General features: G+C 64.0%; 13 protein-coding genes. 9 read left to right on the top strand and 4 right to left on the bottom strand.

Annotated elements, in window-relative coordinates; translation table 11 throughout:
- Positions 1-63: 63 nt before the first annotated feature.
- Positions 64-495, top strand: a complete 432-nt coding sequence (locus AC1MGT_RS01485; RefSeq protein ID WP_499502695.1) for a hypothetical protein — start codon at positions 64-66, stop codon at positions 493-495.
- A 21-nt stretch (positions 496-516) separates the two neighbouring features.
- Here AC1MGT_RS01485 and ppsR read toward each other — a convergent pair whose 3' ends face one another.
- Complete coding sequence (ppsR, locus tag AC1MGT_RS01480; RefSeq protein WP_183552950.1) at positions 517-1374, bottom strand: posphoenolpyruvate synthetase regulatory kinase/phosphorylase PpsR; 858 nt, start codon at positions 1372-1374, stop codon at positions 517-519.
- A gap of 197 nt (positions 1375-1571) precedes the next feature.
- On the opposite strand from ppsR, the gene ppsA reads away from it, so the two are divergent.
- The 3 genes from ppsA to AC1MGT_RS01465 all read left to right on the top strand — a co-directional run bounded on the left by ppsA (position 1572) and on the right by AC1MGT_RS01465 (position 5491).
- On the top strand, positions 1572-4004 hold the full coding sequence (gene ppsA / locus AC1MGT_RS01475) for a phosphoenolpyruvate synthase (RefSeq protein WP_183552948.1): 2433 nt from the start codon (positions 1572-1574) through the stop codon (positions 4002-4004).
- Positions 4005-4095: 91 nt separating this feature from the next.
- Positions 4096-4518, top strand: a complete 423-nt coding sequence (locus tag AC1MGT_RS01470) for an NfeD family protein (protein WP_499502694.1) — start codon at positions 4096-4098, stop codon at positions 4516-4518.
- Positions 4519-4570: 52 nt separating this feature from the next.
- Positions 4571-5491 (top strand): SPFH domain-containing protein, encoded by a 921-nt coding sequence (locus AC1MGT_RS01465; protein ID WP_499502692.1) that lies wholly within the window; start codon positions 4571-4573, stop codon positions 5489-5491.
- 13 nt (positions 5492-5504) lie between these two features.
- On the opposite strand, the gene AC1MGT_RS01460 is transcribed toward AC1MGT_RS01465, so the two are convergent.
- Positions 5505-7688 carry a TonB-dependent receptor gene (locus AC1MGT_RS01460; protein WP_499502690.1) on the bottom strand — a complete coding sequence of 728 codons (2184 nt, stop codon included), beginning with the start codon at positions 7686-7688 and terminating at the stop codon, positions 5505-5507.
- Positions 7689-7806: 118 nt separating this feature from the next.
- Here AC1MGT_RS01460 and AC1MGT_RS01455 point away from each other — a divergent pair, with 118 nt between their 5' ends.
- The 3 genes from AC1MGT_RS01455 (at position 7807) to AC1MGT_RS01445 (ending at position 10710) form a co-directional block, all read left to right on the top strand.
- The gene (locus AC1MGT_RS01455) at positions 7807-8973 is read left to right on the top strand and encodes a PepSY-associated TM helix domain-containing protein (protein ID WP_499502688.1); all 1167 of its coding nucleotides are present in this window, start codon (positions 7807-7809) and stop codon (positions 8971-8973) included.
- Positions 8970-9161 (top strand): hypothetical protein, encoded by a 192-nt coding sequence (locus tag AC1MGT_RS01450; protein ID WP_183552938.1) that lies wholly within the window; start codon positions 8970-8972, stop codon positions 9159-9161. Before AC1MGT_RS01455 ends, AC1MGT_RS01450 begins: the two co-directional genes overlap by 4 nt.
- Positions 9162-9255: 94 nt before the next feature.
- The gene (locus AC1MGT_RS01445; RefSeq protein ID WP_499502686.1) at positions 9256-10710 is read left to right on the top strand and encodes a Ppx/GppA phosphatase family protein; all 1455 of its coding nucleotides are present in this window, start codon (positions 9256-9258) and stop codon (positions 10708-10710) included.
- Here the strand turns inward: AC1MGT_RS01445 and AC1MGT_RS01440 are convergent.
- Both AC1MGT_RS01440 and ppk1 read right to left on the bottom strand, forming a co-directional pair.
- On the bottom strand, positions 10707-11174 hold the full coding sequence (locus AC1MGT_RS01440; protein ID WP_499502684.1) for a SixA phosphatase family protein: 468 nt from the start codon (positions 11172-11174) through the stop codon (positions 10707-10709). The two genes, AC1MGT_RS01445 and AC1MGT_RS01440, sit on opposite strands and share 4 nt — an antisense overlap.
- Positions 11146-13296, bottom strand: coding sequence for a polyphosphate kinase 1 (ppk1, locus tag AC1MGT_RS01435; protein ID WP_499502682.1), 2151 nt, complete (start codon positions 13294-13296; stop codon positions 11146-11148). Before ppk1 ends, AC1MGT_RS01440 begins: the two co-directional genes overlap by 29 nt.
- Positions 13297-13452: 156 nt before the next feature.
- Between ppk1 and lepB the strand changes: the two genes are divergently transcribed.
- Positions 13453-14124: a signal peptidase I gene (lepB, locus tag AC1MGT_RS01430; RefSeq protein ID WP_499502680.1), complete on the top strand. Its 672-nt coding sequence runs from the start codon at positions 13453-13455 to the stop codon at positions 14122-14124.
- A 131-nt stretch (positions 14125-14255) separates the two neighbouring features.
- On the top strand, positions 14256-15449 hold the full coding sequence (locus AC1MGT_RS01425) for a multidrug effflux MFS transporter (RefSeq protein WP_499502678.1): 1194 nt from the start codon (positions 14256-14258) through the stop codon (positions 15447-15449).
- The last annotated feature ends 8 nt before the right edge of the window (positions 15450-15457 follow it).

Genomic DNA, 15457 nt, shown 5'->3' with positions numbered 1-15457 from the left:
GAACTCTGCTGATTTATGCAACAAAGCCACTGAGCTCCAACAATTAGGGTCAGAGTAGAATTATTGAGCAATTTATCTGCGAATCTACAGCCCCATCTTATCAAGGGTGTTTTTTTCGAGAAAGTTGTCAAACAATTCGACTCTGACCCTAATTGTTCGTTGCCAGCCCGCTTCGCTTTAATTGTCGGCCGGACTATCGTTGCCATGCTGCGACAGCCGCTTGGCCGATCATCGCCGGGCGGCACCTCCGATTTATCGCGCAAGCCCTCCCAGCTTAATTCCTGGGTTCTAATCAAGTTATTTGCAATTAGGGTCAGAGTAGAATTATTGGGCAATTTCCCATTAAAAAAGCGACCTCATCTGATTGAGGTCGCTCTGTTTTCGAAAGTTGTCAAACAATTCGACTCTGACCCTAATTGGGATTCAAGAGTTCTGGCGCAAGTTGAAGTTATCCCGGCTAGAATCCGCCGGGATGAAAAAGAAATTGCTCAATAATTCGACTCTGACCCTAATTGTTCAGTATTCGCGGCGGTCGGGGGCGATTTCTTGGAGGATCGTTGTCGCGATTTCTTCGATGGATTTTGTTGTTGACGAGAGCCAGCGGATGCCTTCGCGGCGCATCAGGAGTTCGGCTTCGTTGACTTCGTAGCGGCAGTTTTCAATGGAGGCGTATTTACTGCCGGCGCGGCGTTCGTTGCGGATTTGCGAGAGGCGTTCGGGCGTGATCGTCAGGCCGAACAGCTTGGCCTTGTACGGCGGCAGGTTGCTCGGCAGGCGGCCGCGTTCGAAGTCGTCCGGGATCAGCGGGTAGTTGGCGGCTTTCAGGCCATATTGCATCGCCAGGTACAGACTTGTCGGCGTTTTCCCTGACCGTGACACCCCGACCAGAATCACATCGGCATCGGCCAGGTTCTTGTGCGACTGGCCGTCGTCGTGCGCGAGCGAGAAGTTGATGGCTTCAATGCGGTTCTTGTATTCTTCGCTGTCGACCGCGTTGTGGATGCGGCCGATCGTGTGCGTCGACTTGACGTCCAGTTCTTGCTCAAGCGGGGCGACGAAGGTCTGGAACAGGTCCATGTGCATGCCCTTGGCCGAGCGAATCACGCTCGACAGGTCGTGCTTGACCAGCGTCGAGAACACGATCGGGCGCTGGCCGTGCAGCGCGAAGCTGTCGTTGATGCGGCGCGCGGCGTCGTGCGCTTTTTCGATGGAGTCGATGAAGGGCAGGCGAATCTGCCGGAAGCGCATCTCGAACTGGCTCAGGACCGCGTGACCGAACGTCTCCGCGGTGATGCCGGTGCCGTCTGAGACGAAGAACACGGTGCGGGACGGGGCCGGCGCCAGTGCGGGCAGGGACTGGGGATCGTCGATCATGGTCGGTTTGTTAAGCTTTGCTGACAGAGTTGCATGTAAAGTGCGCTGCACATCCCCGTCTTGCGGGGTAGAATGCTCGGCAACGGATTTTGCATTGTGCTGCACGCGGGCCAGAATAACAAGAATACGCGAATCGCGCCCCCGCCTTGCACCGATGCACCCACAGGTTTCCATCATCAAGTAAGGTGTTTTTTATCATGACCAATCCAGCTACTGCAGCGATCCAACCGGGGCAGGCCGACCGCGTCTACGTCGCGTCGTTCGAAGACTTGCGCATGACCGACGTCGAGTCGGTCGGCGGCAAGAACGCGTCCCTCGGCGAAATGATCAGCCAACTGGCCGGTGCCGGCGTGCGCGTGCCAACCGGCTTTGCCACCACCGCCGATGCCTTCCGCGACTTCCTCGATCACAGCATCGACGGCGGCGCATCGCTCGGCGAGCGCATTGCGCGCCGCCTCGACAACCTCGACATCGACGACGTGCGTTCGCTGGCCGTCGCCGGCGCCGAAATCCGTGAATGGATCGTCGCCACGCCGTTCCAGCCGCGCCTTGAACAAGAAATCCGCAACTTCTACGAGCGCCTGTTTGCCGACTCGGAAACCGAAGTCTCGTTCGCCGTGCGTTCGTCGGCCACCGCCGAAGACTTGCCGGATGCGTCGTTCGCGGGCCAGCAGGAGTCGTTCCTGAACGTGGTCGGCATCGACAACGTGCTCGAGGCGATGAAGCACGTCTTCGCGTCGCTGTACAACGATCGCGCGATCTCGTACCGCGTGCACAAGGGCTTCACCCACGCTGAAGTCGCGTTGTCGGCCGGCGTGCAGCGCATGGTGCGCTCGGACACCGGCGCCGCCGGCGTCATGTTCACCATCGACACCGAATCGGGCTTCAAGGACGTCGTCTTCATCACGTCGAGCTACGGCCTGGGCGAGACCGTCGTGCAGGGCGCCGTGAATCCGGACGAATTCTATGTCCACAAGCCGATGCTCGAGATGGGCAAGTCGGCCGTCATCCGCCGCAATATCGGCTCCAAGCTGATCAAGATGGAATTCACCGCCGAAGCCAAGGCCGGCCGCTCGGTCAAGACCGTCGACGTGCCGATCGAAATGCGCAACCGCTATTCGCTGGTCGAAGAAGAAATCATCGAACTGGCCAAGTACGCCGTCATCATCGAGAACCACTACGGCCGTCCGATGGACATCGAGTGGGGCAAGGATGGCCGCGACGGCAAGCTGTACATCCTGCAGGCGCGTCCCGAGACCGTCAAGTCGCAGCAGAAGTCGACCGACGCGCAGCAGCGCTTCCACCTGAAGGGCACCGGCACCGTGCTGACCCACGGCCGTGCAATCGGCCAGAAGATCGGCGCCGGCCGCGTGCGCGTGATTACCGACCCGTCCGAAATGGACCGCGTCCAGCCGGGCGACGTGCTGGTGGCCGACATGACCGATCCGAACTGGGAACCGGTCATGAAGCGCGCCGCAGCGATCGTCACAAACCGTGGCGGCCGTACCTGCCACGCGGCGATCATCGCGCGTGAACTGGGCGTGCCGGCCGTCGTCGGCTGTGGCGACGCGACCGACGTTCTCAAGGACGGCACCCTGGTCACCGTCTCGTGCGCCGAAGGCGACGAAGGCATGATCTACGACGGCCTGCTGGAAACCGAAGTGACCGAAGTCGCGCGTGGCGAACTGCCACCGATCAAGACCAAGATCATGCTCAACGTCGGCAACCCGCAACTGGCCTTCGACTTCCAGTCGGTGCCGAACAGCGGCGTGGGCCTGGCGCGCGTCGAGTTCATCATCAACAACAATATCGGCGTGCACCCGAAGGCGATTCTCGAGTACCCGAACATCGACGCCGACCTGAAAAAGGCTGTTGAATCGGTCGCCCGTGGCCACGCTTCGCCACGCGCCTTCTACGTCGACAAGCTGGTCGAAGGTGTCTCGACGATCGCTGCGGCGTTCTGGCCAAAGCCGGTCATCGTGCGCCTGTCCGACTTCAAGTCGAACGAGTACAAGAAGCTGATCGGCGGTTCGCGCTACGAGCCGGACGAAGAAAACCCGATGCTGGGCTTCCGCGGCGCGGCGCGCTACCTGGCCGACGATTTCGCCGAATCGTTCGCGATGGAGTGCACGGCCATGAAGCGCGTGCGTAACGAGATGGGCCTGACCAACGTCGAGCTGATGATCCCGTTCGTGCGCACGCTCGGCCAGGCCGAGGCAGTCGTGAACCTGCTCGCCAAGAATGGCCTGGTGCGTGGCGAGAACGGCCTGCGCCTGATCATGATGTGCGAAGTGCCATCCAACGCGATCCTGGCCGAGCAGTTCCTCGAGTTCTTCGACGGCTTCTCGATCGGTTCGAACGACCTGACCCAGCTCACGCTGGGCCTGGACCGCGACTCCGGCATGGAGCTGCTGGCCAAGGACTTCGACGAGCGCGATCCGGCCGTCAAGGCACTGCTGTCGATGGCGATCAAGGCCTGCCGCGCCAAGGGCAAGTACATCGGCATCTGCGGCCAGGGTCCATCGGACAATCCTGATTTCGCGCAGTGGCTGGTGGAAGAGGGCATCGAGTCGATGTCGCTCAATCCTGACTCGGTGATCGACACCTGGCAGAAGCTGGCGAAGATGTAAGCAAGCGCGGGCACCCGGTGCTCGCGAGGCCCCCGCTATCCATTTCGGGTAGCGGGGGTTTTTTTTCACCACAATAAAAAGGAGACACACCATGGCCGACTGGACCTACTGGCTGATCGGGGCCGGCATACTGATTGTGGCGGAGCTGTTCATCGGCACGTTCTATCTGCTGATGATCGCGCTCGGCCTCGTGTTCGGCGCGCTCGCTGCCTGGCTGGGCGCGAGCGGCGCGCTGCAGACGCTCGTCGCGGCGGCAATCGGGATCGCGGCAACGCTGGTCCTGCGCCGCACGCGCTTTGCCCGCAGCGGCCGGCGCCCGGCGGCGAATGACCCGAGCATCAACCTCGACATCGGCCAGCGCGTCAGCGTGCCGCAGTGGCATGGCGGGCGTGCCCGCGTGATGTACCGCGGCGCGTTGTGGGACGTCGAACTGCAGCCCGGCCAGGACGCGCAGCCGGGCGAACACGAAATCGTCGAAGTGCAGGGCAATCGCCTCATCGTGGCACGGCAGTGATGCTGCCCCGTCCCATCCAATCCGGATCTACACCAACCTCAAAGGGAGCCCCATGGAATCGACCCTCAGCATCGTCGCACTGATCATCTTCGTCATCGCGCTGGTCTTCGTCTTCAAGACCATCAACGTCGTGCCGCAACAGAATGCCTGGGTCGTCGAGCGCCTCGGCAAATACCACGCCACGCTGGCGCCGGGCCTGAACATCGTCGTGCCGTTCGTCGACCGCGTCGCCTACAAACACAGTCTCAAGGAAATCCCGCTCGACGTCCCGCCGCAGGTCTGCATCACGCGCGACAACACGCAGTTGCAGGTCGACGGCATCCTGTACTTCCAGGTCACCGATGCGATGCGCGCGTCGTACGGCTCATCGAACTACCTGCAGGCGATCACGCAACTGGCCCAGACCACGCTGCGCTCGGTGATCGGCAAGATGGAACTCGATAAAACGTTCGAAGAGCGTGACCATATCAACACCCACATCGTCAATGCGATCGACGAATCGGCCGCCAACTGGGGCGTCAAGGTGCTGCGTTACGAGATCAAGGACCTGACGCCACCGGCTGAGATCCTGCATGCGATGCAGGCCCAGATCACGGCCGAACGCGAAAAGCGCGCGCTGATCGCGGCGTCGGAGGGCCGGCGCCAGGAGCAGATCAATATCGCCAGCGGTGAGCGCGAGGCGTCGATTGCGCGCTCGGAAGGAGAGAAGCAGGCCGCCATCAACCGCGCGATGGGCGAGGCGACGGCGATTGTCGCGCTGGCCGAAGCCAGCGCCTCGGCGCTGCGCCAGGTGGGCGATGCGATCCAGTCACCGGGCGGGATGGACGCCGTCAGCCTGCGCGTGGCCGAACATTATGTGGATGCCTTTGCCAACCTGGCCAAAACCAACAACACGCTGATCGTGCCCGCGAATATGGGCGACATCAGCACCGCCATCGCCAGCGCCCTGCAGATCGTCAAGGCGCAGCGATGATTAAAACATCAGCTTAGAAGCCGACCGTCGCCGATACCGCCACGGTGCGCGGCGCCGCCAGCACCAGGTAACCCGAACCCGGATAGCCACCGGCCGAGGCCCAGTAGTTCTTGTCGGCGACGTTGTCCACGCGGGCGCGCAGCGTCAGGTCACGGTCCATGAAGGTCGTGCGGTACGTTGCGCCCAGGTCGACGCGGGTCCACGACGGCAGCTTCTGGGTGTTGGCGCCGTCGGCGTACTGGGTCGCCGTGTAGACGGTGCGGGCGTTCAGTGCCAGGCCCTGCACACCCGGCACGTCCCAGTCGGCGCCGATGTTCAGCTGCGTTTCCGGTACGCCGATCGCATCCTTGCCCTGGTTGATGCCGCCGGCCGTGACGCGCTGTTCGGCATCGATCAGCGTCAGGCCACCAAGTACGCGCAGGCCGCGCACCGGATTGCCGAACACCGACAGCTCCAGGCCGCGATTACGCTGCTCGCCGAACACGCCGAACACGCGGTTCTGCACATAGCCGCTCGGCTGGCTGGTCGAGAACACGGCGGCGGTCACGCCATAGCGGCCGCTGTCGAACTTCACGCCTGCTTCGCGCTGGCGCGACACATACGGCGCGAAGACCTGGCCCTGGTTGATGATCTCGGTGCCCGAGGCAACCGCGCCGCGCTGCAAGCCTTCGCTGTAGTTGGCATACACCGACAGGTCCTTGCGCGGCTTGTAGACAACGGCGGCGAACGGGGTGTTCTCGCTGGCCTCGTAGGCCGAGTTTTCCAGGCCGGTGCCATAGTCGTAGCCGTAGTCCTTGAGGCGCTGGTGGCGCAGGCCCAGGTTGACCAGCACCTTGTCGTCCAGCAGCGACAGCGTGTCGGCGATTGCCAGGCTCGACAGGATTGCCTTGGACGTCACGAGGGGATTGCCCATGTCGCCGCCCGTGAAGAACGATGACGATGGCGCTGCCACATCACGCGGCATGTAGACGTTGGACGCGAAGCCGGCGAAGTCGCTCAGGCCGTAGGCGTTGCGCGACTCGCTGTGGAAGCCCGAGGCCGAAGCGCTGAGCATGTGCTTGATGAAGCCGGTGCGCAGCGCGCCGCGCACGCCCACTTCACCGGTCCGCACCTGGTCCTTGCGGATATTGTCGAAGCGGCTCATGGTGCCGTCGCCATTGGCGTTGTTGACCGTGATCGAGGACAGGATGTTGTATTCCTGGCCGCTGCGCGCGCCCAGCGCGGCCCAGGCGACGGCGCCGCCGGCCAGGTCGGCTTCGGCGCGCACGGTGCCAAAGGTGTGACGCTCTTCCGAGATGGTCCATGGCTGCGCGAAGTTGCGGTCGGCGCTTGGCGCCGCAATCATCGGGGTGGTCGCGCCCAGCGTCACGCTCGGGCGTGCGTTGGTCAGTTCGTGGTCCTGCGCGCCGATGTCGGCCGACAGGCGGAAGCCCCGGCCACGGTAATCGACGCCCAGCGAATACACGCTCAGTTCACGGCCTTCGCGATCGACCGCGGTGTCGCCCTTGCGGTGCGCGACGTTGACGCGCACGCCGGCGCGGCTTTCCGGCCCGAAGCGGCGACCCAGGTCGATGGCGCCGTAACCCTGGCCGCCCGTCTCGACGCCGAGCGTGACTTCGCTCAGGTCCTGATTCGGCGCGCGCTTGGGCAGCAGGTTGATCGAGCCGCCGATGCTGCCGCCGGCAGGGGCCGCGCCGTTGATGAAGCTGTGGGCGCCGCGCAGCACTTCAACGCGTTCGACCAGTTCGGTCGCGACGAACTGGCGTGGCAGCAGGCCATACAGGCCGTTGTACGCGGTGTCGTCCGAGCCCACCGCGAAGCCACGGATCATGTACAGCTCCTGGTAGTTACCGAAGCCGCGCGCCACGCGCACCGACGGGTCGTTCTGGACGACGTCGGCCACGCTGCGCGCCTGCTGGTCCTGGATCAGCGCATGCGTGTAGTTGGTGCTGTTGAACGGCGTGTCCATGATGTCGACGTTGCCCAGCAGGCCCAGACGGCCGCCGCGCGCGACCTGGCCGCCCGCATAGACAGCCGGCAGGCCCTGGGCCGATGCGTCGGCCGACGCGCTGATGACGACGGTCGGCACGGCGCTGTCGTCCGTGGCCGGCGCGCCGTCCTGGGCGAATGCGGTACCTGCAGCGAGGAGGGCGGCGGCGAATGCGGCCGGGGTCAGGGCGAAACGGCGAGTGTTCATGTGATGCAGTCTGGGTGAATAGGGTAGCGCGCATTCTATCCTCGCGCCTTGCAAATGTAAATGAGAACGATTATTATTCTGGACTCAACGATTTTTGCCATAGGCAAGCGCAACCATCATGTCACCCGTCTCCCTGCGCCGCTGGGGCTGGATCCACAAGTGGAGCAGCCTGATCTGCACCATCTTCATGCTGCTGCTGTGCCTGACCGGTCTGCCGCTGATCTACCACCACGAAATCGGCCACCTGCTCGGTACCGAGGTGGAGCCGCCCGTGCTGTCGAGCCCAATGCCGCAGGGGAATGTCGACGCCGTGATCGCGTCGGCCAAGGAGCTGTACCCGGCCAAGAAGCCGATGTTCATCTCGCAGGAAGCCGACGTGCCCGAGATCTGGAACGTCACGCTGGCCGACCACATGCACGATCCGAACTACAAGCCGATCGCGGTCGATGCACGCACCACGAAAGTGATCACCGAGCCGGCGTTCGAGGGCGGCGTCTTCATGTCGACGATGCTGGCGCTGCACGTCGACCTGTTCATGGGCCTGCCCGGAATGCTGTTCCTGGGCTTCATGGCCTTGCTGCTGCTGGTGGCCATCGTCAGTGGCGTCGTGCTGTATGCGCCGTTCATGCGCAAGCTCGATTTCGGCACCGTGCGCAAGGAGCGCAGCGCGCGTCTGAAGTGGCTCGACATGCACAATATGCTGGGCATCGTCACGCTGGTCTGGCTGTTCGTCGTCGGCGGTACCGGGATGATCAATACCTGGGCCGACCTGATGTACAAGTACTACCAGAAGAACGAGCTGGCGCAGATCCTCAAGCAGTACGAAGGCAAGAAGCCGCTGCCGCACACCGCGTCGGTGCACGATGCGATCGAGACGGCCAAGGCGGCGCTGCCGGGCATGCGTGTGGCCTTCGTCGCGTTTCCGGGCACCGATTTCAGCAGCGAACATCACTACGGCATCTACATGAACGGCAACGAAGCCTTCAGCTCGCGCATGTACCGGCCGGTGCTGGTCGACGCGAACACGGGCCAGCTGACTGACGCACCGGTGCTGCCGTGGTATCTGAAAGCCCTGCTGGTCTCGCAGCCGCTGCACTTCGGCGACTATGGGGGACAGGCGATGAAGCTGTTGTGGGCGCTGCTCGACATCGCCACCATCATCCTGCTGGGCACGGGCCTGTACCTGTGGCTCAAGCGCGGCAAGACGGGCAACGCCACCACCAAGGTCGCGGCGCACGCGCACCCGCTACCGGCAACGCCAACACTCACCGGAGAACGCTCATGATCCGCACACCATCACAAATCTGGGGCGCGCCCATCGTGCTCGGCATCCTCACCACCATTGGCCTGATCTCGGCGCTGCTGGGCGACGGCATCTGGGATGCCGTCTCGGCCGTCGCCCTCGGCATCCCCTGCCTGCTGGGCTTCTGGTTCGGCATGCGCCGCACGCCAGCGCAGCGCAGCGCGCTCTAGGCGCACACCGGCACAGGCTGTATACTCGGTCCCTTGAGGATACCTGCTGCGGCGCCTTGCCGCCCAGGCATCCGGTCATCATCGAAAGGGCCTCATGTTTGCAGCAGTCGACCTCGGGTCCAACAGCTTCCGCCTCCACATCGGCGAGCCAGCCGGTGGCCGCATCCACATCGTGCGCACCGCGCGCAATCCGATCCGCCTGGCGGCCGGTCTCGATGCCGACAATATGCTCAGCGAAGCGGCAATGCGCAGCGCGATCCACTGCCTGCAAGAGTTCCGCAAGATCCTCGATGAATACCAGCTCGACGCCATGCGCGTGGTCGCCACCAACACGATGCGCGTGGCGAAAAACGCCGACCTGCTGCTGCCGCTGGCCGAGAACGCGATCGGGCATCCGATCGATATCATCTCGGGCGAGGAAGAAGGGCGCCTGATCTACATGGGCGTGGCGCGCGCGATCGAGCGCCACGACGAGCGGCGCCTGGTGATCGACATCGGCGGCGGCTCGACCGAGGTCATCGCCGGCACCGGGGGCGACATTCAATTGGTGGAATCCTTCGGCATCGGCACCCAGCCGCAAACACTGGCGTATTTCCCGGATGGCCGCATCACCGCGCACAATTTCGACGCCGCCGTCACGGCCGCGCGCGCGCGCTTCGAAGACGCCGCCTCTCTGTACCACGCCAAGGGCTGGGACACCGCTTACGGCTCGTCGGGCACGATGCGGGCGATTTCCGAAGTCATCTCGCGTAACGCCATCGGCGACGGCACGGTCTCGCAGCACAGCCTGCAGGCACTGCGCGCCATCCTGCTCGACCTGGGTCACGTGGATGCCTTCGTGCTACCGGGTGTCAAGCGCGAGCGCGTGCCCGTGATGGTCGGCGGCCTGACGGTGCTGATCGGCGCGATGCAGGAGCTGAAGGTCGAGCGGCTCACGGCCATCAATGCGGGCCTGCGCCTGGGCGTGCTGTCCGATCTCGAACTGCGCGCGAACCGGCGCGACCGGCGCGACGCCGCGATCCGCGCCTGCATGGGACGCTTCCGCGTCGACAGCGGGCGCGCGCTGCGCACCGTGGGCATCGCGACGCAGCTGTTCGAACGCCTGCAGCCGCAGGGCGAGACGCACCGGCCGTACCTGGCCTGGGCTGCGATGCTGCACGAAATCGGCCTGGCGATCTCGATGAGCGGCGCGCACAAGCATGGCGCCTACATCGTCGAACACGCTGATCTGGGTGGCTTCACGACGCGCGAGCAGCGCATGCTGTCGACGCTCGTGCTGGGCCAGAAAGGCAATCTGCGCAAGATCCGCGAAACGCTGGTGGAGGCTGACCTGGCCAAGGCCGTACTGGCGCTGCGCCTGGCGATCGTGCTGATGCACGCACGCGCCGACGACGATATCGCCGGCCTGCGCCTGCGCATGAAAGCCCGCATCGACCTCGATCTGCCGGCGGAGCTGATGCGCAAGCACCCGACGCTCGCGCCATGGCTCGAGAAAGAAGTGCAGGCCTGGAGCGAGGTCGGCGTCCCGTTCCAGGTGCGCCAGGTTTAACGCAGCTTGCCAATCACATCCGGTCCGGCGACGAGCCGGATGTACGGCATGCCATCGCTGGCCTTGTGCTCGATCCAGAACACGCCGCCCTTGCGGATGCGCCAGTCCTGCTTCTGCCCGCACAATAACAGCGAGGCCACGTCACCCAGCAGCGGCTGGTGACCGACCACCAGCACCGGCTGGCGGTGCGTTGGCCAGCCGCAGGCCTCGATGATCGCTTCCGCGCTCGACGCCGTGCTCAATGCTTCCACCACCTTGTAACGCCGCCCCAGCGCGTCGGCCGTCTGCACGCAGCGCGTGGCGGCGCTGACCAGGATGCGGCAGTCGGCCGGCAGTTTGCGCTCCAGCCACGCACCCATGCGGGCGGCGTGGCGCTGGCCTTTCGGTGTGAGCGCGCGGTGTTCGTCGGCCAGTTCAAGCGAGCCTGGTTCGGCTTCAGCGTGGCGCCAGAGGATCAGTTCCATTGTCGATTTCCTTGTTGGGGGCGCTCTCGGCGCCGAGCATGTCCATCAGCGCCTGCTGCGCGCTGAAGCCAACCTGCTTGCCGCGTGGCCGGCGGCGGCGGTAGCGGCCATCGCTACCCAGTTCCCAGGCATTCACATTGTCCTTCAGGTAGGGCAGCAAGCCTTCGCGCATGATGCGGCGCTTGAGCAGCGGCGCGCGGATCGGGAATGCCACCTCGACCCGGCGGAACAGATTGCGGTTCATCCAGTCGGCGCTGCTCAGGTACGTATCGTGTTTCAGGTCGTTGCGGAAGTAATAGATCCGCGTGTGCTCGAGAAAACGCCCGACGATCGAGCGCACCTTGATGTTCTCGGACAGGCCTTCGACGCCCGGGCGCAGCGCGCAGGCGCCGCGGATGATCAAATCGATCTTCACGCCCACGCACGAGGCGTCGTACAGCGCCTTGATCACCGATTCGTCGGTCAGGGAATTCATCTTGGCGATGATGCGTCCCGGCTTGCCCTGTTTCGCCAGCTCGGTCTCGTTGCGGATCGCGCGCACGATTTCCTTGTGCAGCGAGAACGGCGCCAGCCAGATGCTGGCCAGCTGCTTGGGCCGCGTCATGCTGGTCAGGTGGATGAAGACTTCGTTGACGTCCGAGGTCAGATCCTCGTCGGACGTGAGGAGGCCAAAGTCGGTGTAGAACCGGGCGGTGGTGGGGTTGTAGTTGCCGGTGCCGAGGTGCGCGTAACGGCGCAGGCCACTCGGTTCGCGCCGCAGCACGAGTGCCATCTTGGCGTGCGTCTTCAGACCAACCACGCCGTACACGACCTGGGCGCCAGCCTTCTCGAGCTTTTCGGCCCAGTTGATATTGGCTTCTTCATCGAAGCGCGCCATCAGTTCGACGATGACGGTGACTTCCTTGCCCCGTTCAGCCGCCGTGATCAAGGCCTCGACCAGTTCGGAATTGCTGCCCGCACGGTAGATGGTCTGCTTGATCGCCACCACGTTGGGATCGGCCGCTGCGCACTGGATGAAGTTGATCACCGGCTGGAACGATTCGAACGGGTGGTGCAGCAGCGCGTCTTGCTTGCGCAGCGCGGCAAACATGTCGGCGCCCGACAGCTTGCCCGGATAGCCCGACACATACGACGGAAACTTGAGCTCGGGCTGGTCATGCTGGTTGACGATTTCGAGCAGGCGCCCCAGGTTCACCGGGCCGTCGACCGGGAACAGCCGGCTGCGGTCGATGTGGAACTGGTTGAGCAAAAAATCGGCCAGGTGCGCCGGGCATGAGCGGCCCACTTCGAGGCGCACGGCAAAGCCGTACTGGCGGCCATGCAGCTCGCTCTGGAGCGCCTGGCGCAGGTTTTTCACTTCCTCTTCATCCACCCACAGGTCGCTGTTGCGCGTGACGCGGAACTGCGAGTACGAGACGACTTCGCGGCCCGTGAACAGCTCGGCCATGTGCGACTGGATCACCGACGACAGCAGGCAGTACGAGGTGCCCGGCTTGTCCGACAGGTCGTCCGGCAGGCGGATCACGCGCGGCAGCACGCGCGGCGCCTTCATGATGGCGATCCCCGAGCCGCGCCCGAACGCATCCTTGCCACTCAGTTCAACGATGAAGTTCAGGCTCTTGTTGATCACGCGCGGGAACGGGTGCGCCGGATCGAGGCCAATGGGCGTGAGCAGCGGGCGCACTTCGCGGTCGAAGTACTGCTTGACCCACGCGCGCTGGGCCGCATTGCGTTCACTGCGGTGCAGGAGGTGGATGCCTTGCCCGGACAGCTGCGGCAGGATCTCGTCATTGAACAGCGCGTACTGGCGCGCGATCAGGTGGCGGCACTCGGCGCTCGCGCGTTCGAGGTCGGCGGCCAAGGTCTCGGGCAATTCGCTGTCGTTGCGGTCGATCTGGTAGGTGGCGAGCAGGCTGGCCACGCGCACTTCGAAGAATTCGTCCAGGTTGCTCGCGACGATGCACAAAAAGCGCAGGCGCTCGAGCAGCGGTACGGTGGGGTCTTCCGCCTGCGCCAGCACGCGGCGATTGAATTCGAGCAGCGACAGCTCGCGATTCAAATAGGCGCTGCCGTCGGAAAATTGTTTCAAGTCAGCCTCGGTGGCCTTTTTCTTCATATCCATGGTCTGCGGTCGTAGTCGTCCCGCAATCAGTCTAGTTGTCGAATATGACAGCGTGGTGACACTGCTGTCAGGATTGCGTTGTTAATGAAAGGCTAAGCATCGACGGTTGATCGACATTTACCATTGATGGCTCCATCACCCAATCAGGAGCAGTCCGTGACCAAACTCATCCGCGCCAACAAAGGTTTTCTGCTGTTTCTGCTGCTGTTCGGCGTGTTTCGCACCGCGATCGCCGACTGGAGCCCGATTCCATCCGGGTCGATGCGGCCCAATCTGCTCGAGGGCGACGTCGTGTTCATCAACCGGCTGGCATACGACCTCAAGATACCACTGACTGAACGGCAAGTGGCGCACCTCGGGGATCCTGCCCGCGGCGACGTGGTCGTGTTCTATTCGCCGCGCGACGGCACGCGCCTGATCAAGCGTGTGCTGGCGTTGCCGGGCGACCTGGTCGAGATGCGCAATGACCGCCTGAGCATCAATGGGGAAGAGGCTGCCTACGGCTTGGCGGGGACCGCACGCGAGTCCGCCTGGGGCCGCGAGGTCGATGCCGTCCGGCTCAGCGAATCCGTGGGCGGCGCGCATCAGCGCGTACAACTGCTCCCTGGCGTGCCCGCGTTGCGTGACATCGCGCTGATGCGCATACCGCCCAGTCAGTACCTGATGCTCGGCGATAACCGCAACAACAGCGCCGACTCGCGCGTCATCGGCCTGGTGCCGCGTGCAAAGTTGCTTGGCCGCGCCGAACGCATCCTGGTTTCTGCCAACTACCAGCACGACTGGAAGCCCCGTTTCGAGCGTTTCGGCATGGCGCTGCACACCCGCTGAAAACAGGGCGGCGGCAGATCGGGAAGGCCGAAATCGATTACAATCGCAGCCCTCCAATGCCCGTCATCCGGCCCCATGCATCGTGCATCGCGCACCGTGCAGCGCCGGCAGGTCTTCCGAAAGCGCCGTCCATGCAAAAACTCCTCACCGTCATCCTCGCCTGCCTCGGCATGATCGGGGCCCTGGCCATCGACACCTACCTGCCGTCGATGCCGGCCATCGGCGCCGAATTCGCGGTCGGACCGGTCGCGGTGCAGCAGACGCTGAGCGTGTTCCTGTTCACGTTTGCGTTCATGATGCTGTTCTACGGGACGCTGTCCGATTCGTTCGGCCGCCGTCCGGTGATCCTGACCGCGCTGACCGTCTACACGCTGGCCTCGATTGGCGCGGCATGGGCGCCGAGCTTTGGCTGGCTGCTCGTGTTTCGCGCGTTGCAGGGGCTGTCGGCCGGCGCGGGTTCGGTGATCGGCCAAGCCATCGTGCAGGACCGCTTCTCGGGCGCGCAGGCGCAGCGCATGATGTCGCACATCATGATGGTGTTCGGCCTCGCGCCGGCGATCGCGCCGGTCCTGGGTGGCTGGCTGCACGTCACCTTTGGCTGGCGCTCGTCGTTCGTGTTCCTGGCGGTGTTCGGCGCGCTGCTGATCCTCGTGTGCCTGAAGTTCCTGCCCGAGAGCCTGCCCCGTGAAAAGCGCCAGGTGTTCCATCCAGGGACCATCGGCCGCAACTACATCAAGGTGCTGCGCCATCCGCAGTTCGTGCTGCTCTCGCTGGCGCTGGGCCTCGCGTTTTCGGGCCTGTCGTTGTACATCGGCTCGGCCTCGAACTTCGTGATGGTCATCCTGGGCCTGCCCGAGACGGCGTTTGCCTGGATGTTCATCCCGCTCGTCGGCGGCATGGTGGTTGGCTCCGCATGGGGCGGCAAGCACGCGCACAAAAGCACGCCGACCCGCATGATGTGGCTGGGCTTTGGCGTGATGGCGCTGGGCGCGGCCTTCAATGTCGGCTACAACGCGGTGTTCACCGCCGCCGTACCGTGGGCCGTGCTGCCGCTGTTTGTCTACACGTTCGGCCTGTCGGTTGCCATGCCGGCGATCCAGATCACCGCGCTGGGGCTGTTCCCGGATAACCGCGGCCTGGCCTCGTCGATGATCGGCTTCATTCAGATGATGTCATTCGCGCTGGTTTCGGGCCTGGTGGCGCCGCTGCTGTTCCACAGCGCGCTGCACCTCGCGCTGGGCGTGGCGGCCGGGCTGGCGCTGAGCTTTGCTGCCTGGCGCCTGTCGGTGCTCATGGCGGTCAAACCCGTCGTCGCCGCGGCCTGAATGATGGC

It is taken from the genome of Telluria sp. BA11, from assembly GCF_056680305.1.
This window is presented reverse-complemented; position numbering and strand designations above follow the sequence as displayed.

Bases quoted from the DNA above. Each gene is read 5' to 3' on its own strand.
- ppsR (WP_183552950.1), bottom strand. From the start codon at position 1,374: ATGATCGACGATCCCCAGTCCCTGCCCGCACTGGCGCCGGCCCCGTCC.
- ppsA (WP_183552948.1), top strand. From the start codon at position 1,572: ATGACCAATCCAGCTACTGCAGCGATCCAACCGGGGCAGGCCGACCGC.
- AC1MGT_RS01470 (WP_499502694.1), top strand. From the start codon at position 4,096: ATGGCCGACTGGACCTACTGGCTGATCGGGGCCGGCATACTGATTGTG.
- AC1MGT_RS01465 (WP_499502692.1), top strand. From the start codon at position 4,571: ATGGAATCGACCCTCAGCATCGTCGCACTGATCATCTTCGTCATCGCG.
- AC1MGT_RS01460 (WP_499502690.1), bottom strand. From the start codon at position 7,688: ATGAACACTCGCCGTTTCGCCCTGACCCCGGCCGCATTCGCCGCCGCC.
- AC1MGT_RS01455 (WP_499502688.1), top strand. From the start codon at position 7,807: ATGTCACCCGTCTCCCTGCGCCGCTGGGGCTGGATCCACAAGTGGAGC.
- AC1MGT_RS01450 (WP_183552938.1), top strand. From the start codon at position 8,970: ATGATCCGCACACCATCACAAATCTGGGGCGCGCCCATCGTGCTCGGC.
- AC1MGT_RS01445 (WP_499502686.1), top strand. From the start codon at position 9,256: ATGTTTGCAGCAGTCGACCTCGGGTCCAACAGCTTCCGCCTCCACATC.
- AC1MGT_RS01440 (WP_499502684.1), bottom strand. From the start codon at position 11,174: ATGGAACTGATCCTCTGGCGCCACGCTGAAGCCGAACCAGGCTCGCTT.
- ppk1 (WP_499502682.1), bottom strand. From the start codon at position 13,296: ATGGATATGAAGAAAAAGGCCACCGAGGCTGACTTGAAACAATTTTCC.
- AC1MGT_RS01425 (WP_499502678.1), top strand. From the start codon at position 14,256: ATGCAAAAACTCCTCACCGTCATCCTCGCCTGCCTCGGCATGATCGGG.